Here is a 21,347-nt window from a genome sequence, read left to right as displayed (position 1 = left end):
CAGCCCGCATAAAAGGTTTATACGCCGGGTGCGTCTGTTAGTTTCCACGTAATTTTTGCTTGATGGCTTCCTACAGTGGCTGAACCACCTGGAACTTCGATGGATACTTTTTCATTTGTATCGCCTGCGGCCATCCATCTGTTAATCCAAGTTCCCATACCTTGATTAGAACTGGCTATCATAACAGAAGCGCTTGTTGTACCATCAGTTGGAAGTTCTACAGATTGTCTGCTTACTGGAGCATTTGAAGTTGAAGAACCTGTTACAGCCTCACCATTTTCAAATTTAATCTTAGCTCCGCGAAGTGACTCGTTTGTGCCATCTGTAAATTTGCTCGCTGTAGCTGAAACAGACCAACCAGCACCTGTTCCACGTCTATCTGAAACTTGAATAAAAGGTTTTTTAGAAATAGCAGAGTAAACTTCGGATGCACTTGAAACTTCGTGCGATCCAAAATGAATAGAAGAAACATAATCAAGCGTCAAAGCACCTGTATCCCCTGTTGGTGAATCTGTCGGATTTTCTGGATCATCTGGATTTAATGGATTAACTGGATTTAGTGGATCTACAGGGGCAACTGGTCCAGTACCCGCAATAAATGTAATGTTCGCATTTGATTCTGCCGTTTTATCAGCTGCAAATGATGTTACAGGCAATAATGATGTTACTAAGACTGTTGTTCCTAAACCTGCTAATAAAGCTGTTGTTTTTTTCATGTGTTAAATCTAACTCCTTTGTAGTTGATAACAACATTATAGGTGATGTCTTTTTTCTTGACAATAGCATTTTTTATCAGATTCAGGTTTTCAAAGCGAAATTTTACATTTTTCCATTTTAGAAACACTCGAAACGCAGTTAAGCCAACCATTCATACAAATGTGAACAAAATGTGACTTCCCCGGATTTTATTTTTCGTTATTAAATATCAATATATGAGTCTATACCCCAAATTACACATACTGAAAACATTTCGCGCATAAAAAAAGAAGCCAATTTTGTGTCATTTTGAAAAATTGGCTTCTTTTAAATTATTTATCATCATGATTTTGAATATCTTTTAGTCGGTCCCCAATTAAATCACCCAATTGGAAGCCTGTGCTTTCTTCTGGAAGTTCATAGTCCGCTTCTTCAACTGGCTCTTCTTGAAGCGCCTTAATGCTAAGCGATAAACGTTTCTCACTTTCATTCACATCAAGAACTTTTACTTCCACCTCTTCACCTTCAGATAAAACTTCATTCGGTGTGCCAATATGTTTATGCGCAATTTGCGAAATATGAACTAAGCCTTCTACGCCAGGGAAAAGTTCAACAAACGCACCAAACGATACAAGACGCATGACTTTTCCTTTAAGGACTGAGCCAACAGGTGCTTTCTCATTAATATTATCCCACGGACCTGGTTCTGTTTCTTTAATGGAAAGTGAAATTCGTTCATTCGCCGGATCAATTCCGATTACTTTTACTTGAACAGATTGTCCTTCAGATAAAACTTCTCCTGGAGTTGAAATGTGTTGGTAAGAAATTTGCGAAATATGAACTAGGCCATCCACGCCGCCTAAATCAACAAACGCGCCAAAGCCAGCAAGACGTTCTACTGTACCAGTAAGTACATCGCCTTCCTTAATGTTTGCTAGAATCTCTTTTTTCTTCGCTTCTTTTTCTTCTTCCACAATCGCGCGATGGCTTAAAATAACACGGTTATTTTCCGGTTCAAACTCAACGACTTTAAATGCAATCGTTTTTCCTTTGTAATCAGAGAAATCTTCGACAAAATGGTCTTCCACTAAAGAAGCTGGTACAAATGCGCGCACGCCTAGGTCAACTACTAAACCACCTTTGACAACGTCACTCACAACGGCATCAAATACTTCACCAGATTCAAATTTAGCTTGAATATCATCGACTGCTTTTAAAGCATCTACTTTACGTTTAGATAGGACAAGTACATCTTCCTCTACTTTAGTTACGATTAAATCTAATGTGTCTCCAACTTTAACTACGTCAGAAGCTGATTCCACATGTACATTTGAAAGTTCACTGATTGGAACAACACCATCCAGTTTGCTATCGGGAATACCTACGTAGACTTGTTTTTCTTCTACGCTTGTAACTGTACCGGTGACTTTGTCTCCTTCTTCAAAATTCCTAACTTCCACATTACTCAATTCATCAGACATGTGTAGCCCTCCTCAATTCGTTTGTCGAATTAGGACTTTCTGTAAGTGCAAAAGAAGTGACAAGCTTCAAAAAATTTCCTCATGAAATCACTCAGCAACATTTGTCGCAAATGATACACGTATCCATCGTTGTTAATAACACTTGATTTTTTGCAAGAAAATCCTAAAAGATTTTTAGATTTAAAAAAATCTCTCTTCTAACATCCTATAATTGCCACAATTTGTCAAGTTTTTTTATAATAAAAAAAGGCCATTCCGTTTAGGCCTTTTTTTGGAAAATATACTCTTTAATCCATTGTTTGTTTAGCAAGTGATAAAATTTTTGTTGCGACTTCATCAATCGTCATACTTGTCGTATCAACAACTATTGCATCATCTGCTTTCTTAAGTGGAGAATGGTCGCGCGTATAATCTAAATGGTCGCGCGCTTCAATTTCTTTCTTCAATTGATCCATATCGACGTCAAACCCTTTTGCCTTGTTCTCTTTAAAGCGTCTTTCAGCACGTTCCTGAACACTAGCCAAGAGAAAAATCTTGAGTTCTGCTTGTGGTAGAACAGCCGTCCCAATATCGCGGCCGTCCATTACAATGCCACCCTCTTCAGCAAAAACTTGTTGCCGCTTTTGGAGCTCAATTCGAATAGCGGGGTGAGCCGCGACAATCGAAACATGATTTGTCACTTCATTTGAACGAATGACTTCCGTAACATTTTCATCATTAAGAAACACTTGTTGCACTTCTCCTGGCTCAAAACGAATCATCGTTTTTTGTAGCAAACTAGCCAAAGTTGTTTCATCTGTATAATCAATTTTATTTTCCCATGCGAGGTAGGTAACCGCCCGGTACATCGCCCCTGTATCAATGTAAATAAAACTTAATTTTTTAGCGACGATTTTAGCTACAGTGCTTTTTCCTGCAGCAGCAGGTCCATCAATCGCAATACAAATCTTTTTAGTCATATTAAAACCCTTTCAGTTCACTAAAGTTAGTTTGATTTATTTCTACATTTGCCGCAAGTAAAACCATTAGCCGCATTCGCGCTTTCTTACTATCATAATCGCCACCCAAAAGAACGCCATGATTTAGAAGATCATATGTACTACCTAAATAATCATATGTCGTATAGACATTCCCTTCTTCCGCACTTGTTGTAATCACAACGGGTATTCCATTTTCAATGGCACGTTTTATCGCGGGCATCATTTTGGGGGCTACTTGTCCTCTACCAACACCCTCTAGAACAATTCCAGCTACATTTTTTGCAATGGCAGAATCGATAAAAAATCCATCTGCATCTAAATAGCATTTAATAATCACAACATCAGAGAGCGCTTCTTGTAGTGGATAGCATTCATGCTCAACAGGTTTTTGATAAATAAAAACTTTATCATTGTCAATAATTCCTAAATAGCCAAAACCAAATGAACTAAAACCTTGAATATTAGAAGCATGCACCTTTTTTACATACCGAGCTGCAAAAATTCGTTCATTAAATACAACAACAGTTCCTGCATTTTGAAGGAGTGGTTCACTAGCTGTATAAACCGCATGACGAATATTAATATAAGAATCTGTTCCCATTTCCTCGGGGCCGCGCTGTGAACCCGTTAACACGACTGGGCGTTCGTCCGTTACTGCCAAATCAAGAAAATAAGAAGTTTCTTCGAGCGAATCCGTACCATGTGTTACAACGACTCCATCATAACTTTCATCTTCAAAAATTTTCATTACGAGCTTTGCGAGCTCTGCCAAATTTTCTTTTGTAATATGCATGGATGGCAATTGGAAAGTAGAATAAATATCTACTTCAATTTCACGAGGTAACTCACATAATTCAACAAGTTCCTCACCAGTAAGCTCACCTGAAGCAAGCTTTCCTGATTCTGCTTTCTTACTTGCGATTGTTCCGCCAGTTGTAATCAATGCAATTTTCGCCATACATACACCTCCATTTTTCCCATAAAAAGAACGAGCGCTTTTGGAAAAAACTTTTCCGAGTCATGCTCATTCTTTTTTAATCTTATTGTGGAATTTTAAGTACTGTCCCAATTGGAACATTATTACTTGTTAAGCCGTTCGCTTGTTTGATCTTTTCAACACCGCTTGCAGCACCAGCAGAACCATAAGCATTGACAGCTATTCTGTAGAGTGTTTCGCCACTTTGTACCGTATGTGTACTTTTAGCCGCTTGCTCTTGCTGTTGTTTTGCTTCCTCAGCCGCTTTCGCATCTGCAGCAGCCTTTTCTTCCGCTGCTTTTCGGTCAGCTTCTTCTTGTGCTGCCTGTTGTTGTGCTTCTTCCGCTTTTTTTGCTTCCTCAGCTTGTTTCGCTTCTTCGGCCGCTTTCGCATCCGCTACTTTTTTCGCTTCCGCTTCTTTGGCTGCTTTTTCATCAGCAGCTTTCTTTTCTTCCGCTGCTTTTTCCTTTTCAGCCGCTTCCTCTTTTGCCTTTTTATTGCTATCTACCGTAACATTTTTTTCCTCTTTAACTTCATTATCTGGCGTGCCAGCATTTTGAACAGCTAAAAAAACAATAATAGATACAATCGGAATCAGAAGAAAGAATACAATCAAAACATTTAATAACGGATATTTAAAGAAACCTTTTTTCTGTTTTCTTCTACTATCAGATCTAGATAACATCGGAGGTTCATTATCAAACTCATCCTCTTCATCGTAATAATCGTTATAATAATCGTCGGACTCCGTATAATTACGTTTGCCTCGTTTTCTTCTAGCCATCTACGTTCCTCCTTCGTTCCAAACTAACATGGATATTGAAACATCCCTGAAATAATTATACCTATAAACGTAACATTCAACAACCTTTAGAGCTAATTTCTTTTAAAAAAATCATTCTAAAAACAATTTTCCGAGGATAGCTTCCCAGTCAAACGCTTGTCGCCTAGGTCCCTCTCCCAATTGTTTCATATATGGTTCTAAGTCTAAAACGTCCAAGTCACAACATGTACCAGGTAATTTGACAGGTTGTTCTTTCTCGGAAAAATAGCGCATAATGTATTCCCGGCGACAACTTGACTCTTGCAAGTACCCCATAAATTTCTTTAAGTTTTCCAATTTCCAAGCTTTGCGGTATTCCATTTTTGTCACAATTTCCTGTTCGGAAAGTCCAGAACGGGCAAAGTAGTCTAACAGTCTTTTTTCGGTTTCAGGAAGCGTATCGCGTAGATTTTCTGGAAGCTTCAGCAACGCCACATCAGGCGCATCTTTATCCGCAAGTTGTCTTTGTAAATTTTCATCTCCGTTTGCATACAGCAAAATGGCAAGACTTGGCTCGCCGTCACGCCCAGCCCGGCCAATTTCTTGAACATAAGCTTCTAAATCAGCTGGCATGTGATAATGAATGACGTAGCGAATATCCGGCTTGTCGATGCCCATTCCGAAAGCACTCGTGGCGCAAATGATGTCTAAAACACCCGCGACAAACTGTTGCTGAATAACAATGCGGTCGGAAGCTTCCATATCGCCATGATAATGCGCCGCCGTCAAATGAAACTCATTCCGCAACTGAAAAGCGACTTCTTCTGCCAAACGTTTGCTTGAAAAATATAGAATACCAGGACCAGAAAGTTTACGCACCCACTCTAGAAGTGCTTCCATTTTTTCTTGTCTTCCATTGAATTTTTGAACGGAAAGTGCGATATTCGGACGGTTCACGGAATAAATAAACGACTCGATTTCTTCCATATGTAATTGTTTTAAAATATCCCCTCGAACCATTTCTGTCGCCGTCGCCGTTAAAATCATCGTCGGCGGGTAATTAGACAGCTTACGAAACTCCCCTAAATATAAATAATCCGGCCGAAAATCGTGCCCCCACTGCGAAATACAATGCGCTTCATCGATGACAAACAAGGCTAATTTTTGGTTTAAAATCACGGCCCGAATTTCCTCACTAGCGAGCATTTCAGGCGAAAGAAACAGAAACTTATACGCGTTAAGATTCGCTAAAATCGCTTTTTTCTCCGGAAAAGAAAGAAAACTATTTAATGCCGCGACCCGTTTTTCGCCGCCCGCGCGCATTCGCTCCACCTGATCTTGCATTAAACTTAACAGCGGCGAAACGACAATCACAAGCCCGTCTAGTAAATGCCCCGCTAATTGATAACAGAGCGTCTTCCCTGTTCCAGTCGGCAACATCGCAAATACATCACGCCCAGAAAGCGCTGCCTCAATAATTTCCTTTTGTCCGCTTCGAAACGTATCAAAACCTAAATAATTCTTTAACTCTAGCTCTAAATTCATGATTTCACCTCGGAAACGACAGCAAGTCTAAGCTCAAAATAACTCAAGTCTGGCATAAATTCTTTCATTTCCTTTAAAGTTAAAAAGGAGTGTTCAGAAAGCTTCAAAAGCACAGCATCATCTGGCCTAAAAGGGACCGTCAAATGCGGAAAAGTCGCCTGAATTTCCACAAAATGATCTTCAATTGTGCTTTTTTTCAACCTACGCCGCTGCACAATTTGTTCAAACGTTTGCCCGCTTTGGAACAATTCATATGTCGCTAAGCCCGATTTCGTAAGCAACGCCTGATCCGCGCACATGAATTCACTTAAAAGGGGAAAATCTGTTTTTTTAGCGTGTAGCACATGCAAACCGCGTAACCATTCAAAATAGCCATTCCAGAGCGGCACTTCCAAACGTTCACAAATTTGCATCGCTGTTTCGCCGATTCGGTCGCCGCCTGAAAAGCGTCCAACGTATAAATCTTGATATGTAATATCCGGCCTCTCTAACCACATTTTTAATTCTAAAAATAGCTTTTCAGCTAAATCATGTTCATTTTTATGCCGATTTAACCAGCGTTTTATCCAAATTTGTGTTTTTTTGTTGCGCACAATCGGCAAATAATGCCTATTTTGATGATGCTTATTGCTAACAACTTGCACCGCGAGGAGTAAATGCTCAAAAAAATGATGTGGCAAATCTTGCATAAAAAAGCCATTCCATTCATTTTCAATAAAATAAGTTGATGGATCTAATTCCGTCACGGGAACAACGCCTGCTTCGTCTATTCGAATGAATCCCGCTTCTTCTAAACCGTGTAGCCGCAACAAAAACACTTCTTCTTTTAAAAATGGGGCTAGTCCAAAATAATTTTTAGCCCGAAAAAGGTGTGTGTCCGTTACCGCTTGTCCCGTTCGTTTTCCGGTTACGACCGCATATAAAAATGGCTTTTTCCGTGCCCGTCCAAAAGTATGAACCATAAATAGGAGATATTCATCTAGTCTATCCAAATTTCCGCCTCCATTCTCTCGTTATCATAACATAGAAACGTTTGTTCGACATCTGTTTTTTGAAAAAAATATGTTATACTTAATCTATATTTTGGCAGAAAGGGGTGGTCAAGTGGGAAAATACGCCATTGTTGACCAGGACACCTGCATTGCGTGCGGAGCTTGTGCGCTTCATGCGCCGCAAATTTTCGACTATAATACTGATGGACTCGCGTTTAATTTGCTTGATGACAATTCGGGAACACAGCCGATTTGTGAACGCGACGAGGACCAAGCAGCAGAAGCCGAATTAAACTGCCCATCATTATCCATAAAAATAGCGGACCGCCCGTTTAATGGCAATCCGCATCGATTCGATTCCTAATTAAGCGTTATGAACCTCATGACGCTTTTTTTCATGCTTTTTCCGTTCTTTTGGCGATTGATTTTTAATAATGAAATTCTTCATTGGTGCATAAAGAAGCAAGAAGCCAGCACTCACAATTACACCTTTTAATAAATTAAATGGAATAATAGCCGTTATGATAAGCCCGAATACATCAGTAGACGCTGGAAGACCACCAAGTTTTATATAAAACGGCAATAATACAAAGTAGTTGAAAATTGCCAACACTATCGTCATACAAATTGTTCCAACACCAGTCGCGAAAATAAGACCTTTTGTTTCACGGAAATGACGGAATAAATAATAAATCGGTAAAGTAAAACAAATACCAGACAAGAAGTTGGAGATTTCGCCTACAGGCACGCCAACTGGGCTTCCAGAAACAATAAATTCCAAAACATTTTTAATGAGTTCAATTAAAATGATGGCGAGCGGTCCAAACATTAACCCACCAATTAGCGCTGGAATATCACTAAAATCCAGCTTTAAAAATGGTGCACTTGGTAAAAGTGGAAATTGCAAAAGCATAATGACAAAGGCAAGCGTACCAAGCACTGCAACACTAACAAAAGTTTTCATCGAGTAATTTCTCATGAGTAACTCTCCTCTTTTGTCCATCCAAAGAAAATACGGTGCCCATTTAACCGTCTAACAAAAAAACCTCTCTAATCTTTAGCATTAGAGAGGTTTGTGAATATCTAAACAAGCTGGGCGTAAAAACGCCAAACTCACGTAAATGTTCATTTGCAGACAAGCCAAAAAGGCTGCCAACATCCTCTCCCATCCAGACTATACTGTCGGTCCTGGAATTGCACCAGAGTCACCTGTTAAAAACAGATCGTGGACTATTACCACCGGTCGGGAATTACACCCTGCCCCGAAGATGAACGATATTTTATTTTCACCAAAAAGATGATGAATCATTTAATATTTTACCATGAAAGTAAAAATTAGCAACCTTTTTTTGTTTAAAATAGCCATAAGACTTCGGTATTTAATGATTCGGCAAGCACTCGGCTTGCTTTTAGACGTTCTTTTCTGGCATTCGCCCGCGCCTCACGCCCCGCATGAATCATTTTTTCTTCAGCACTTTCCGGCACTACTTCCGGCACTTCAACTGTTTTCCCGTCATCATCAATGGCAACAAAAGTCAAAAATGATGTGGCCGCTAAATAGCGATCGCCTGTCTTCAAGTTTTCAGAAATCACCTTAACGAAAATTTCCATTGAAGAACGTCCAACTGCTGCCACATATGATTCAAGACAAACAGAATGATCACTTTTAATAGGACGAAGAAAGTCAACTGAATCGGTTGAAGCCGTAACAATGCCAACACGGCAGTGTCTAGACGCACTAATCGACGCTGTGTCGTCAATATACGTCATCAGTTTTCCCCCAAAAAGGGTGCTATGGTTATTTGTATCTTGTGGAAACACACGGCTTGTTTTAATAACACGGGATTCTTTGCAAAATTTTTGTTCTCGATTGGACAATTTAACTAACTCCTTTTTAGCGGCAGGCTAATAATGAACGATGAGCCTACGCCTACTGTACTTTCTACTGTAATATTACCATTATGTGCCTCCACGATGTTTTTAACAATGGCTAAACCAATTCCGGTGCCTGCTTTGCTGCGCGTTCTTGCTTTATCTGCTTTATAAAAGCGTTCAAACAAGTACGGGATATCCTCTTCTGGAATTCCGCTACCATTGTCACTGACAATAACTAACAACTGCCCATTTGCATAATCAGCATGCTCACGAACGGTGACAACGCCGTGATAGCCTTCTCGTCCGGTGTGACGAATGGCATTCATGATTAAATTAATAAGCACTTGCTCAAGACGATCGACATCGAAGTAATAGACTAAATCATTATCATCAACCTCCACTTTTAATTCAACAAAATTTTCTTTTGCTAAAACTTCGAAGTTAGATACAACTTTTGAAATAAACGGTGCGATTTTCATTTCTCGCCTATCTAGCTGTGTAAAGCCTGCTTCCATTCGTGCAAGGTCTAGCATATCATTGACTAGACGGCCAATTCGAAGCGACTCCTCATAAATAATTTGTGCAAACTCCCGTACTTCCTCATCTGTTTGAGCAACACCATCAATAATCGCCTCACTATAACCTTGCAACATAGAAATCGGCGTTCTAAGTTCATGCGAGATATTGCTAACAAAATCGCTTTTCATTTTCTCAAGTCGCTTCTCTTCGGTCATATCACGAATAACAGCTACAATACTACGAACATTTTCTCCGTTATAAAGCAACGTTAAAATCGCTACATACGTCTGATCTCCAAACGTAATTTCGCCAACTTGTTCATCTCGACTGCGCAAAATCTCATCAAGCATCTCTTCTAATTTTTTAGGAATTAAAACTTTCTCGTTGTTTTCATTAGAGAAAAACCAGTTATGCAAAAATTCTTCAGCTGGTGGATTACTTAAAATAATCGTTTTATCGATATTAAATTTTATAACCCCATCTGCCATTCCAACTAAAATATTCGATAATTGTTCTTTTTCTTGGCGAAGTGCACTAATATTATATTTCAACTGCTGTGCCATATTATTGAACGCCAGTCCCAAATCACCAATTTCATCATGCGTATAGCTCGGCACACGATTATCAAAATTCCCCCGTGAAACAGCAACTGCTATCTTTTTCATCTCCCGAAGTGGGAACGCCATTCTGGAAGAAAAGACAAACGATAAGAATGACGTAATTAAAATCGCGCCTAGTCCAGCCAATATAAGCGTTCTAGTTGCTTGTTTTGTCACACTTAAAATATCATGGAATGATTTATAAATATAAAGCACACCACTTTCACCGTTATCCAATTGGAATTTTTTCACATAGAGTTGCACCGGATAATTCATATCTTTGTCTTTAAAATCATATTTCATTTCTAAAGGCTCATCTTTTTCAGCCAAGGCTTCATTAATCTTTTTGTTGTGCGTTAATCTTTCTATAGAATTATTAGAAATCTTATCAGTTGACTGCCTTGTATAAACGCTTTCACCATCGCTAGAAATAATAACACCTATCGTATCATCAAGTAGCGTGAGCGATTCGCTACCAATCCCGTTATCAGTAATAAAGGCATCATTTTTATGCATAACACCAATGATTTTAGATGCATCTTGGTCTAGCTCAGCTTTAATCTCATTGAAATTATTTTTTTCATAAATAACCGCAACTAAAAAACCGCAAATGACAAGGACACCAATTAGAAGTAAAATAATTGTGCTCCAAATCTTTCCGACGATGCTATTCCATAACTTCATCCCACTAAGCCTCCCTTTAACCTAAAAATGAACAGGTTTTGAAGGTTGTCCATCACAACCGATTCAACCTGTCCATCTATTTTACTTAATCTTCTGGGACTTCAAATTTATAGCCCAGCCCCCAAACCGTTACAATCATTTTGGCAGCATCTTCAGAAACATCAAGTAATTTTTCTCTTAAACGTTTTACATGTGTATCAATTGTACGCAAATCCCCAAAGAATTCATATCGCCAAACTTCTTTTAAAAGTGATTCGCGATCAAAAACTTTATCTGGTGATTTAGCTAAGTAATATAACAAATCATATTCTTTTGGTGTTAAATTAATTTCAGTCCCATCAACAATAACTCGGTGTGCTTCATTATCGATGCTAAGGTGAGGGAAATTAATCATATCCCCAGGCGTAGCAGAAAACAAATTTTTGTCTTGTTGTTTTGCGCGCCGAAGAACAGCCTTAACGCGTAGTACAACTTCTCTTGGACTGAACGGCTTTACAATATAATCATCTGCCCCCACTTCAAATCCTTGCACGCGATTTGCCTCTTCGCCTTTTGCCGTTAGCATAACGACTGGTGTCGCCTTATACTCACGTAGTTCTCTACAAACTTCGATACCATCTTTTCCTGGCATCATTAAATCAAGCAATATCACTTCGTAATTATTGTTTAAGGCCATATGAAGTGCTTGATCACCATCACTTGCCTCTTCAATACGAAAATTTTCTCTTTCCAAATACATTTTCAAGAGCCGACGAATACGATCTTCATCGTCAACAACAAGCACTTTTACTTGATCACTCATAAGTACTCATCCCCCACATTCTCATTTGCATTTCATCTACTCTGTTAGAGAGAATCATTCTGCACGATTAACTTTATAAGCAGCTAAAATAGTACCCACATACTCTTTTAGTGCCTTTACTACTTTATTAAATAGCTTGTCTATTAAATTATACATGTTTTTTTTAAAACAAGCTATTAGAAACTTTTCTTTGTCGAAAAAAACTATCATTGTCCAGAAGGTTTTTGACCGAATTTGGCAAATGCTTGCAATTGTTTAACTTCATGATGACTAAGCTCTCGCCTTTCTCCAGCGTTCATTCCTCTTAAATCTAAAAAGGCATAACCTTCACGTGAAAGTTTTTGAACTGGATGACCAATTGCTTCAAACATTTTTCTTACTTGGCGATTTCTACCTTCATGAATAGTAATTTCAACAATTGATTTACTTTTTCCTTTATCAAAAGATCGCATTCTCACTTTGGCTGGTGCCGTCTTTCTTCCATCAATGATAACACCGCGTTCTAAATTTCTAAGCGCCATCTTTTCAGGAATTCCTTTTAAGCGAGCAATGTATCTTTTCTCCACTTTAAATTTTGGATGCATTAATAGATTAGCAAATTCTCCGTCATTTGTCATGAGAAGTAACCCCGAAGTTTCATAATCAAGTCTTCCCACTGGATAAAGCCTCTCTTCAATATCCAAAAAATAGTCCGAAACAACTTTTCGCCCTTTATCATCTGTTACAGCAGACACGACACCCCTAGGCTTATAAAATAAAAAATAACGATGAATTTCTTTTGTAATTTCAATACCTTCTACTTCGATACGGTCAGAACCACTGACCTTCACGCCTAATTCCTTTACGACTTTCCCGTTCACTTTTACTTTACCTTCTTGGATAAGCACTTCTGCTTTTCGTCTTGAAGTCACCCCTGCATTTGCAATCGCTTTTTGCAATCTTTCCATTATTCGTCTTCCTCCGTTCGGTTAAATTTATCAAAAAACAGATCCAATTCATCTTGTTCCGGTTCCGCCGAAGGTTCTGCAAGTTTTGGCAGCTCTTCAATACTACTCAAACCAAAGGCATCTAAAAATTCGCTTGTTGTGACGTATAACTTGGCACGGCCAGCTCCGTCTGCTCGACCTCTATCCGTTATGAGTCCTTTAGCGACAAGCGTGCGTATTGGACCATCCGTTTTCACACCACGAACTTCATCAACTTCCATACGTGTAATCGGTTGGTTATACGCAATAATCGCAAGCGTTTCAAGAGAAGCTTGTGAAAGAGAGCCTGAGTGTGGTGCCTCCACCAATTTGCGCAAGTATTCAGCATGCTCTTTTTTCGTAGCAAGCTGAAAAGACCCAGCAAGTTCAAGAAGAATAAGGCCACGAGAATCGTCCTGTTCATAGCGTTCCCCGAGGCTCTCCAGCAAGTTCAATGCTTCAATATAGGTGATTTCCATCGTTTCCGTTAATTGCTTTGTCGAAAGCCCCTCATCACCTGCCGCAAAAAGCAAGCTTTCTAACACGCCAATTTGTTGCTCTTTATTCACTAATTTCCCCTCTACCTTCTACATACAAGTCTTCTAAGCTTCCAGATTGCTCAACCGAAATTAATTTTCGCTTCATCAATTCGAGCAGTGCAAGAAAAGTTACGACAAGCTGGTCTTTCGTTCCTTTTTCGAACAAATCATCGAATTTCATTTTCCCTTTAACTTGATTTAGCTTCTCTAAAACTTCATCCATACGGGCGTCGATAGAAATTTCCTGTGTGGTGATACGCGTATGAAGCGGCTTATTGAGTTTTTGCCGACGCAGTAACTTATTGAAAGCCCCCAGCATATCGTTTAGCGTCACGTCAAGCTCCACCGAAGTTGTGCCATCATCATATTCGCCTAAATCCATCGGCGCTTTACTAAAGTAGAAACTGCGTTCGTTTTCCTTTTCCTTTAAATCTTTCGCCGCTTCTTTATAACGTTTATATTCCATTAAACGTTCAATCAACTCATCACGCGGGTCAAGTTCCGGATCAAACTCGTCAAAATCTTCTTCAAGCTCTTGTTTTGGTAGTAACATCTTACTTTTAATCGCAAGTAGCGTAGCCGCCATAACCAAGTATTCGCTTGCCACATCTAACTCCAAAAATTGCATTGTATGAATGTATTCCATATATTGCTCAGTAATTTCAGCAACTGGAATATCATAAATATCCACTTCCAATTTGCCAATAAGATGTAAAAGTAAGTCAAGTGGCCCTTCAAATGCCTCTACTTTAAAATTCATTTCCATCATGCGTTCACCACGGTAAATCGTTTTGCACTAGATTTTCATACGATTCGCGTCGCACAACAAGTTTTGCGTTACCATTTTCCACAAATACAACTGGCGGACGTGGAATGCGATTATAGTTGCTTGCCATCGCATAACCGTAGGCTCCTGTACAAAATACCGCTAGCACATCACCAGAATTTGATTTTGGAAGCGGCAAATCCCAAATTAACATGTCACCAGACTCACAACATTTCCCAGCAATTGAAACAGTTTCTTCAGTCTCAAGTAGTGGTGCATTCGCAAGCACAGCTTCATAATGTGCCTCGTAAAGCGCAGGACGAATATTATCACTCATGCCACCGTCAACCGCAACATATTCTCTAACACCCGGAACTTCTTTTCTAGAACCAATTTTATAAAGGGTCGTTCCCGCTTCCCCCACTAACGAGCGGCCTGGTTCAATCCAAATTTCAGGAACGCGCAACCCATTTTCATTCGCCATTTTCTTCACTTCTTGGATAATTTCCTTCACATATTCAGAAGGCTCAAGCGGCTTGTCCTCTTCCGTATAACGGACACCAAATCCACCACCTAAATTTAAAACTTGTGAGTCAAACTGCAATGTGTCATGCCACTCCACCAGTTTTTCCATAATGCGATGAGCAGCCATAATAAACCCTGTTGTTTCAAAAATTTGGGAACCAATGTGGCAATGAAGCCCGATTAAATCAAATTGATTCGGTGCAGCCAAAATGCGTTTAATGGCCTCTTCCGCTTGACCATTTGTTAAACCAAAACCAAATTTTGAATCATCTTGCCCCGTCAATATGTAATCATGCGTGTGCGCTTCAATTCCAGGAGTTACACGAACTAAAACAGGCATTTTAGTCGCCCGTTTTTCAAGTATTTCCTTTAACAATTCAATTTCATAATAATTATCGACCACGATACAGCCAATGCCATAGTCAATCGCCATTTCAATTTCTTCCGCCGTTTTATTATTCCCGTGGAAATGAATCCGTTCAGGTGGGAAATTCGCTTTCATCGCCGTATAAAGTTCACCGCCTGATACAACATCAAGCGATAAGCCTTCCTCTGCCATAAGTTCATAAATCGCAATGGAAGAAAATGCTTTACTTGCATAGGCCACCTGCGCACGAACGCCTAACTTTTCAAATGTTTTCTTAAATCCTCTGGCACGCTCACGAATTAGCGCTACATCATAGACGTATAAAGGGGTTCCAAATTCTTCGACTAACTTTAATGTGTCTACCCCTCCGATTTCTAGATGTCCTTCCGTATTCACATTCATAGTCCCAAAACGTTCAAATGTCACGCCTATCCCCCACCTTTACCAAAGAAATTTAATTTAAGTTCTTTACTATAGTAGCATAAAGGGCACTTCGGAAACAATAACAATCTAAATAAAAATACCTTTACTAAAAAAAGTAAAGGTATCGAATACGCCTATTAATTTAATTCGCCAACAATTGCTTTGACGTATGTTAAAAATGTGCTTCTAACTTTGTCAGTTGTTTCGATAACTTCGGCGTGAGATAACGGCTGGTCTAAAATTCCTGCCGCCATATTTGTAATGCAAGAAATCCCTAAAACGCGCATGCCAGCGTGTCTTGCCACAATGACTTCCGAAACCGTCGACATTCCAACGGCGTCAGCGCCCAGTGTGCGCATCATGCGAATTTCGGCTGGCGTTTCATATGTTGGACCGCTGAAGCCTGCATAGACGCCTTCTTGAATGTTAATTTCCAATTTGTTTGCCAGTTTTCTTGCTGTTTCGCGTAACGAAAGTTGATATGCTTCTGACATATCCGGAAAGCGGGGGCCAAAATGGTCTTCATTTTTTCCAATAAGAGGATTGGTTCCCGTAAAATTAATATGGTCGGAAATCAGCATCAAATCGCCCGCTTTGTAAAGCTCGTTCACACCGCCAGCCGCATTTGTCACAATCAAAATTTCGACGCCAAGCTCCTTCATCACGCGAACAGGGAACGTAACGTCTTGCATGGAATAACCTTCATAAAAGTGAAAGCGTCCTTGCATCGCAACAACTCGCTTATTTTGAAGTTCACCGAAAACAAATTGGCCAGCATGCCCTTCTACCGTTGAAACTGGGAAATGTGGCACTTGATCATAAGATAATTGAACAGGATTTACAATTTCATCTGCCAAAACGCCTAACCCGGAACCGAGAATGAGTCCAATTGTTGGACGTTCTTGATAACTTTCTCTAATTTTTGCTACTGCTTCGTTCACTTTTTGAGTGCTCATGTCTTTACTCCTTCTTTTCTATTATTTTAAGTCGTGTAAAAAACTTTTACCATATTCAGGCATTTTAACAGCGAAGTTTTCAGCAACCGTTGCACCTAAGTCTGCAAAAGTTTCGCGAAGTGGTAACGCTTTTCCGCCATCTTTAAAGCGTTTGGAATACACAAGAAGTGGTACATATTCACGCGTATGATCGGTGCCGCGGTAAGTGGGATCATTTCCATGATCCGCTGTAATCATTAATAAATCGTCTTCCGCCATTTTTTCAAATACTTCTGGAAGTCGTGCATCGAATTCTTCAAGTGCACGTCCGTAGCCTTCTGGATCGCGGCGATGACCGAATAACGCGTCAAAATCAACTAAATTGAGAAAACTCATACCTTCAAACGGTTTGTCTAAAACTTGTACAAGTTGGTCCATTCCGTCCATATTAGACTTCGTACGGATGGATTCTGTGACGCCTTCCCCGTCAAAAATATCGGAAATCTTGCCAATCGCAATGACATCCTTTCCGCCGTCTTTTAGCGCATTCATAACAGTTGGTTTAAATGGCTTAAGTGCGTAGTCGTGACGATTCGCCGTCCGTTTAAACGCGCCTGGTTCCCCGACATAAGGTCGTGCAATAATTCGGCCTAGCATGTAAGGGTCGTCAAGCGTAATTTCTCGACAAAACTCACAGATTTCGTAAAGCTCTTCAAGCGGGATAATATCCTCATGCGCCGCAATTTGCAGCACCGAATCAGCAGATGTGTACACAATTAGTGCGCCGGTTTTCATTTGTTCCTCGCCGAGCTCATCTAAAATTTCCGTACCGCTCGCAGGTTTATTGCCAATTACTTTCCGCCCCGTCTTATCTTCAATCTGCTTAATTAGCGCATCCGGAAAGCCGTCAGGAAATACACGGAAAGGCGTATCAATGTACAGCCCCATAATTTCCCAGTGTCCGGTCATCGTGTCTTTCCCACGCGACGCTTCTTGCATTTTCGTAAAGTAGGCAAGTGGTTTCTCTTCTTTTTCTATGCCTAAAACGGGTTCAATGTTGGAGAGGCCCAGTTTGCCCATTTCTGGCATGTGTAAGCCTTTCATGTGTTCAGCAATATGACCAAATGTATCGACACCAAAATCGTCAAATTCGGCCGCATCCGGCGCCTCACCAATCCCAACTGAATCCATCACAACAACGTGAATACGTTTAAACTTTTCAACCATTTCCTCATCGCCCTTCTATAATTTATGCGCGCGGATGAAACTCTTTGTAGACATCTTTTAAACGCGCCTTTGTTACATGTGTATAAATTTGTGTCGTCGAAATATCTGAATGACCAAGCAGTTCTTGAACAGAACGCAAATCTGCCCCGTTTTCAAGTAAGTGCGTCGCAAATGAATGCCGTAACGTATGCGGGGTAATCGGTTTTTCAATGCCCGTCTTTTTCGCAAGCTGTTTCAAAATTTTCCAAAACCCTTGCCTTGTAAGCCCGTTTCCGTGATGATTCAAAAAGACAAAATCATTTCGATTAGAAGACTTCCTAAGTTTTGGTCGACCGTTTCGCAAATATTCTTCCAAAACCGTTGTCGCCGTTTTCCCAAGCGGAATGATACGCTCTTTGTTCCCTTTTCCAATCGTTTGAATAAAGCCCATATGTAAGTGAAGGTCATCCATTTTAAGTTGCACCAGCTCAGTAACACGAAGCCCTGTCGCATAAAGCACCTCAAGCATCGCTTGGTCGCGCAAGCCAAGCGGCGTATTCGTATTTGGCGCATCTAGCAGCTTCTCAACCTCTGCAAGACTAAGCACTTTAGGTAAACTTTGCGCTTGTTTTGGCGTCTCAATTTGGATCATTGGATCGCCTTTAATTTTACCATCATGAAGTAAAAAATGAAAAAACGAACGAAGTGATGCAATGTAACGTGCCACCGTACGCGGCGACTTCCCGTCATTTCTAGCCACACTAATAAATGCCACAATATCTTCACGCCCAACCTTTTCAAAATCATCATCGTTTGATTTTTCCTTGTAGAAGTTCGCAAAGTAAAGCAAGTCGCGTTTATAGGCAGCAAGCGTATTCATCGATAAACCACGTTCAACAGATAAAAAATGCAAAAAATCCTCAATTAAATCGTTCATTTTCTCGCCTCCTGCCCATTCATTTTAACATGAAACCCTTTTCTGGTGAACTTTTATCTGCTCACTCCGAAATTGTTGTTTTTTTCATATAATTAAAAAAGAACTACTACATTCTTGTAGCAGTCCCAAACTATTTCTTGCTTTTTTTCTTGCAGTCTGAACAAACACCTTGAAACGTTAAACGATGGTCTTTAATAAGAAAATTCCAGCGCTGTTCAATTATTTTCTCGACATCTTCAAGCAAGTCTTCTTGAATCTCTTCCACCGATCCGCATTCTAAGCAAACAAGGTGATGATGGAAATGCTTGGCACCTTCTTTACGCAAATCATAACGCGATACGCCATCACCAAAATTAATTTTATCGACAACACGCAGCTCCGTTAAAAGTTCGAGCGTCCGATAAACCGTTGCAAGGCCCGTATCAGGCGCGATATTCTTCACACGTAAAAAGACTTCTTCTGCACTTAAATGATCTTTTTCATTTTCCAGCAAAACACGAACTGTCGCTTCACGTTGCGGCGTTAATTTATAACTCGCATCATGAAGCTGAGCCTTAATTCGTTTAATGCGACCTTCCATATAGACGCCTCCCTTTAAAAATAAATATTCTCAATCAGAAACCATTATTTAGAATTATTATTATTTAGAAATGAGTATCTTCACATTTCAACACTCTAAAAATATCCGCATTTCCATTCAGATAACTATGTTTATAACGATAACATAATTTACAAAAACTGTCTATAGTGATTATCATTTACAGTAAAAATCAAGATTATTTATAATTATTATTATTTATAATTTTTACTTCCTAAAAGTTTGCCTTGAAAGTTACGCCTAAAACGTCTATACTAAATTCATTGAGAATCATTATCACTAAAATAAATGGAGTGATTTTATGCAAAACTTATATACAGAAAACCTGCAAATTGCTTATGATAAACGAATTATTGTTGACTCATTAAATATATCTATTCCTAAGGGAAAAATTACCGCCCTAGTTGGCGCAAATGGTTCTGGAAAATCTACCATTTTAAAAACAATGTCTCGCCTTATGAAACCAAGTAAGGGACATGTCATTTTAGATGGTAAAAAAATCCATCAAGTCGCGACAAAGCAAATTGCGAAGGAACTTGCCATCTTGCCACAAAATCCGACAGCTCCCGGCGGCTTAACGGTTTATGAACTCATTGCTTATGGCCGCAGTCCTCATCAAACTGGTTTTAAAATCAGCAGTAAAGAGGATCAACATATGATTGAATGGGCGCTTAAAATGACGAATCTTGAAGAGTTTAAAGACCGCCCTATTGAAAACTTATCTGGTGGTCAAAGACAACGCGCTTGGATAGCGATGGCACTTGCACAAGATACATCCATTTTATTTTTAGATGAACCTACTACCTTTTTAGATATGACACACCAATTAGATGTGATGAACATTTTGAAGCAGTTAAATCAAACTGAAAATCGTACCATCGTTATGGTCGTACATGATTTAAACCATGCTTCACGGTACGCTGAACATATGATTGCCATCAAAAACGGGCAAGTTGCCGCAAGCGGAACACCTCAAGAAGTGATGACTTGCGAAATTTTAGAAGATGTTTTTAATATTAAAGCCGATATTTTAATGGACCCTAGAAGCGGCGTACCGCTTTGCCTGCCATATGAAACTTGTAACGGTTGTGAAATTAAAGATGTTGTAAGGGAGCTTGATCATGTTGAAGCCATCTCTATTTGATGTCACCATAATTGGTGGCGGCCCAGTCGGTCTATATGCCGCATTTTATAGCGGTCTTCGTTCTATGAAAACAAAAATTATTGATGCTGAACCAGATGTTGGCGGCAAAATTCGCTACTTCTATCCTGAAAAGCTGATTCATGATATTGGCGGCATCCCTGAAATTCTCGGTGCTGATTTAGTCGCTAATTTTAAGAAACAGGCGGAAACGTTTAATCCGACCTTTGTTTTAAACACCCGCGCAACGTCTGTCGTCAAACAAAATGATGGCACTTTCTATATTAAGACGGACGACGGGACCGTTCATTTAACCAAAACGATTATTATTGCAGTTGGTAGTGGGACTTACAAAATGAATCCGCTCGAAGCTCGTTTTGCGGAAAATTTCCCAGCACAGATTCACTATCATTTGCGCGATTTGGAAAAGCTTAGAGATAAGAAAGTCGTCATTTCAGGAGGTGGCGATGCGGCGCTTGATGCAGCATTGATGCTTCTTCCGATTGCTAAAAGTGTTGAACTTATTTACCGTGGCGATGACTTCAAAGGCTATGAGGAACGCGCGAAAGCCGTTCATTCTTCTGGTATTACGACACATTTGCACCACGAGATTACAAGCTTACATGGTGATGAAAATTTGAAAGAAATTGAATTAACTTGTAAGCATTCTGGGGAAAATAAAAAAGTTATGTGCGATGCGGTTTTTGTCAATCACGGCGTTGAAGTCGATATTGGTACGATGCGTGACTGGGGATTTGCAACTGAAGAATGGGGCATAACAGTCGACAAAGAAATGCAGACGACTGTGCCAGGTATTTATGCTTGCGGCGATGTCGCCTGCTATCCGAGAAAAATTCGAATTATTGCAGCGGGGCTTCACGAAGGTCCAATTGCTGTCAATAGCGCGAAAAAATATTTGGATCCAAATGCGGCGCCAGAAGCAATGGTTAGCACACATCACGAGCATTTTATGCACTAAAAAAGGTTGGGAATTTTGAGCCACCAAAAAAAGTTAGACCTAAAATCTAACTTT

22 protein-coding genes and 1 riboswitch are annotated in these 21,347 nt (G+C 39.8%); of the genes, 3 read left to right on the top strand and 19 right to left on the bottom strand.

Translation table 11 applies throughout. From position 1 onward, the window contains the following. Window positions 1–17: 17 nt before the first annotated feature. From CFS04_RS05545 to CFS04_RS05515, 7 genes are all read right to left on the bottom strand, one after another. Entirely contained in the window at window positions 18–716 is a 699-nt protein-coding gene (locus CFS04_RS05545; protein ID WP_088809633.1) for a WxL domain-containing protein, read from the bottom strand. A 312-nt stretch (window positions 717–1,028) separates the two neighbouring features. Beyond that, complete coding sequence (gene rpsA / locus CFS04_RS05540) at window positions 1,029–2,177, bottom strand: 30S ribosomal protein S1 (RefSeq protein ID WP_088809632.1); 1,149 nt, start codon at window positions 2,175–2,177, stop codon at window positions 1,029–1,031. Window positions 2,178–2,464: 287 nt separating this feature from the next. Beyond that, on the bottom strand, window positions 2,465–3,136 hold the full coding sequence (gene cmk, locus CFS04_RS05535; RefSeq protein ID WP_088809631.1) for a (d)CMP kinase: 672 nt from the start codon (window positions 3,134–3,136) through the stop codon (window positions 2,465–2,467). Window position 3,137: 1 nt separating this feature from the next. Then, complete coding sequence (locus CFS04_RS05530; protein WP_088809630.1) at window positions 3,138–4,115, bottom strand: asparaginase; 978 nt, start codon at window positions 4,113–4,115, stop codon at window positions 3,138–3,140. Between the two features lie 82 nt (window positions 4,116–4,197). Further along, a complete protein-coding gene (locus tag CFS04_RS05525; protein WP_088809629.1) occupies window positions 4,198–4,917 on the bottom strand; it encodes a LysM peptidoglycan-binding domain-containing protein in 720 nt (239 codons plus the stop codon). 111 nt (window positions 4,918–5,028) lie between these two features. After that, window positions 5,029–6,441, bottom strand: coding sequence for an ATP-dependent DNA helicase RecQ (locus tag CFS04_RS05520; RefSeq protein WP_088809628.1), 1,413 nt, complete (start codon window positions 6,439–6,441; stop codon window positions 5,029–5,031). Beyond that, entirely contained in the window at window positions 6,438–7,433 is a 996-nt protein-coding gene (locus CFS04_RS05515) for a helix-turn-helix domain-containing protein (protein ID WP_088809627.1), read from the bottom strand. The genes CFS04_RS05520 and CFS04_RS05515 overlap by 4 nt, the downstream gene beginning before the upstream one ends. 70 nt (window positions 7,434–7,503) lie before the next feature. Between CFS04_RS05515 and CFS04_RS05510 the strand changes: the two genes are divergently transcribed. Continuing rightward, window positions 7,504–7,797, top strand: a complete 294-nt coding sequence (locus CFS04_RS05510) for a ferredoxin (protein WP_179946382.1) — start codon at window positions 7,504–7,506, stop codon at window positions 7,795–7,797. Here CFS04_RS05510 and CFS04_RS05505 read toward each other — a convergent pair whose 3' ends face one another. The 12 genes from CFS04_RS05505 to CFS04_RS05450 all read right to left on the bottom strand — a co-directional run bounded on the left by CFS04_RS05505 (window position 7,798) and on the right by CFS04_RS05450 (window position 19,155). Then, window positions 7,798–8,412: an ECF transporter S component gene (locus CFS04_RS05505; protein ID WP_088809625.1), complete on the bottom strand. Its 615-nt coding sequence runs from the start codon at window positions 8,410–8,412 to the stop codon at window positions 7,798–7,800. Window positions 8,413–8,586: 174 nt separating this feature from the next. Continuing rightward, window positions 8,587–8,707: riboswitch (FMN riboswitch) on the bottom strand. A 79-nt stretch (window positions 8,708–8,786) separates the two neighbouring features. Next, a complete protein-coding gene (locus CFS04_RS05500) occupies window positions 8,787–9,311 on the bottom strand; it encodes an acyl-CoA thioesterase (protein ID WP_088809624.1) in 525 nt (174 codons plus the stop codon). Between the two features lie 5 nt (window positions 9,312–9,316). Further along, window positions 9,317–11,110 (bottom strand): ATP-binding protein, encoded by a 1,794-nt coding sequence (locus CFS04_RS05495; protein WP_088809623.1) that lies wholly within the window; start codon window positions 11,108–11,110, stop codon window positions 9,317–9,319. An 85-nt stretch (window positions 11,111–11,195) separates the two neighbouring features. Then, window positions 11,196–11,912 carry a response regulator transcription factor gene (locus tag CFS04_RS05490; protein ID WP_088809622.1) on the bottom strand — a complete coding sequence of 239 codons (717 nt, stop codon included), beginning with the start codon at window positions 11,910–11,912 and terminating at the stop codon, window positions 11,196–11,198. Between the two features lie 206 nt (window positions 11,913–12,118). Continuing rightward, a complete protein-coding gene (locus tag CFS04_RS05485; protein WP_088809621.1) occupies window positions 12,119–12,859 on the bottom strand; it encodes a pseudouridine synthase in 741 nt (246 codons plus the stop codon). Beyond that, entirely contained in the window at window positions 12,859–13,446 is a 588-nt protein-coding gene (gene scpB, locus CFS04_RS05480) for an SMC-Scp complex subunit ScpB (RefSeq protein WP_088809620.1), read from the bottom strand. The genes CFS04_RS05485 and scpB overlap by 1 nt, the downstream gene beginning before the upstream one ends. Beyond that, complete coding sequence (locus CFS04_RS05475; RefSeq protein ID WP_088809619.1) at window positions 13,439–14,185, bottom strand: segregation/condensation protein A; 747 nt, start codon at window positions 14,183–14,185, stop codon at window positions 13,439–13,441. Before CFS04_RS05475 ends, scpB begins: the two co-directional genes overlap by 8 nt. A 4-nt stretch (window positions 14,186–14,189) precedes the next feature. After that, on the bottom strand, window positions 14,190–15,500 hold the full coding sequence (lysA, locus tag CFS04_RS05470; protein ID WP_088809618.1) for a diaminopimelate decarboxylase: 1,311 nt from the start codon (window positions 15,498–15,500) through the stop codon (window positions 14,190–14,192). A 134-nt stretch (window positions 15,501–15,634) separates the two neighbouring features. Then, a complete protein-coding gene (locus CFS04_RS05465) occupies window positions 15,635–16,453 on the bottom strand; it encodes a purine-nucleoside phosphorylase (RefSeq protein ID WP_088809617.1) in 819 nt (272 codons plus the stop codon). Window positions 16,454–16,474: 21 nt separating this feature from the next. After that, the gene (gene deoB, locus CFS04_RS05460; protein WP_088809616.1) at window positions 16,475–17,659 is read right to left on the bottom strand and encodes a phosphopentomutase; all 1,185 of its coding nucleotides are present in this window, start codon (window positions 17,657–17,659) and stop codon (window positions 16,475–16,477) included. A 22-nt stretch (window positions 17,660–17,681) separates the two neighbouring features. Beyond that, window positions 17,682–18,575, bottom strand: coding sequence for a site-specific tyrosine recombinase XerD (gene xerD / locus CFS04_RS05455; protein ID WP_088809615.1), 894 nt, complete (start codon window positions 18,573–18,575; stop codon window positions 17,682–17,684). A 130-nt stretch (window positions 18,576–18,705) separates the two neighbouring features. Then, on the bottom strand, window positions 18,706–19,155 hold the full coding sequence (locus CFS04_RS05450) for a Fur family transcriptional regulator (RefSeq protein ID WP_088809614.1): 450 nt from the start codon (window positions 19,153–19,155) through the stop codon (window positions 18,706–18,708). Between the two features lie 319 nt (window positions 19,156–19,474). Here CFS04_RS05450 and CFS04_RS05445 point away from each other — a divergent pair, with 319 nt between their 5' ends. Further along, complete coding sequence (locus tag CFS04_RS05445; RefSeq protein WP_088809613.1) at window positions 19,475–20,317, top strand: ABC transporter ATP-binding protein; 843 nt, start codon at window positions 19,475–19,477, stop codon at window positions 20,315–20,317. After that, window positions 20,295–21,293 carry an NAD(P)/FAD-dependent oxidoreductase gene (locus CFS04_RS05440; RefSeq protein WP_369821516.1) on the top strand — a complete coding sequence of 333 codons (999 nt, stop codon included), beginning with the start codon at window positions 20,295–20,297 and terminating at the stop codon, window positions 21,291–21,293. The genes CFS04_RS05445 and CFS04_RS05440 overlap by 23 nt, the downstream gene beginning before the upstream one ends. Window positions 21,294–21,347: the final 54 nt, after the last annotated feature.

This window comes from Listeria sp. ILCC796 (assembly GCF_900186175.1).
Lineage (GTDB): Bacteria > Bacillota > Bacilli > Lactobacillales > Listeriaceae > Listeria > Listeria goaensis.
The sequence above is the reverse complement of the archived record's forward strand: the minus strand, read 5'-3'. Positions and strand labels throughout refer to the sequence as shown.

Excerpts from the sequence above, each read along its gene's own strand:
- rpsA (WP_088809632.1), bottom strand. The coding sequence starts at position 2,177 with ATGTCTGATGAATTGAGTAATGTGGAAGTTAGGAATTTTGAAGAAGGA.
- CFS04_RS05525 (WP_088809629.1), bottom strand. The coding sequence starts at position 4,917 with ATGGCTAGAAGAAAACGAGGCAAACGTAATTATACGGAGTCCGACGAT.
- CFS04_RS05495 (WP_088809623.1), bottom strand. The coding sequence starts at position 11,110 with ATGAAGTTATGGAATAGCATCGTCGGAAAGATTTGGAGCACAATTATT.
- CFS04_RS05520 (WP_088809628.1), bottom strand. The coding sequence starts at position 6,441 with ATGAATTTAGAGCTAGAGTTAAAGAATTATTTAGGTTTTGATACGTTT.
- CFS04_RS05530 (WP_088809630.1), bottom strand. The coding sequence starts at position 4,115 with ATGGCGAAAATTGCATTGATTACAACTGGCGGAACAATCGCAAGTAAG.
- CFS04_RS05505 (WP_088809625.1), bottom strand. The coding sequence starts at position 8,412 with ATGAGAAATTACTCGATGAAAACTTTTGTTAGTGTTGCAGTGCTTGGT.
- CFS04_RS05475 (WP_088809619.1), bottom strand. The coding sequence starts at position 14,185 with ATGATGGAAATGAATTTTAAAGTAGAGGCATTTGAAGGGCCACTTGAC.
- CFS04_RS05440 (WP_369821516.1), top strand. The coding sequence starts at position 20,295 with ATGTTGAAGCCATCTCTATTTGATGTCACCATAATTGGTGGCGGCCCA.
- CFS04_RS05545 (WP_088809633.1), bottom strand. The coding sequence starts at position 716 with ATGAAAAAAACAACAGCTTTATTAGCAGGTTTAGGAACAACAGTCTTA.
- CFS04_RS05445 (WP_088809613.1), top strand. The coding sequence starts at position 19,475 with ATGCAAAACTTATATACAGAAAACCTGCAAATTGCTTATGATAAACGA.
- CFS04_RS05465 (WP_088809617.1), bottom strand. The coding sequence starts at position 16,453 with ATGAGCACTCAAAAAGTGAACGAAGCAGTAGCAAAAATTAGAGAAAGT.
- CFS04_RS05450 (WP_088809614.1), bottom strand. The coding sequence starts at position 19,155 with ATGGAAGGTCGCATTAAACGAATTAAGGCTCAGCTTCATGATGCGAGT.
- deoB (WP_088809616.1), bottom strand. The coding sequence starts at position 17,659 with ATGGTTGAAAAGTTTAAACGTATTCACGTTGTTGTGATGGATTCAGTT.
- cmk (WP_088809631.1), bottom strand. The coding sequence starts at position 3,136 with ATGACTAAAAAGATTTGTATTGCGATTGATGGACCTGCTGCTGCAGGA.
- xerD (WP_088809615.1), bottom strand. The coding sequence starts at position 18,575 with ATGAACGATTTAATTGAGGATTTTTTGCATTTTTTATCTGTTGAACGT.
- CFS04_RS05485 (WP_088809621.1), bottom strand. The coding sequence starts at position 12,859 with ATGGAAAGATTGCAAAAAGCGATTGCAAATGCAGGGGTGACTTCAAGA.
- CFS04_RS05490 (WP_088809622.1), bottom strand. The coding sequence starts at position 11,912 with ATGAGTGATCAAGTAAAAGTGCTTGTTGTTGACGATGAAGATCGTATT.
- CFS04_RS05510 (WP_179946382.1), top strand. The coding sequence starts at position 7,504 with ATGTTATACTTAATCTATATTTTGGCAGAAAGGGGTGGTCAAGTGGGA.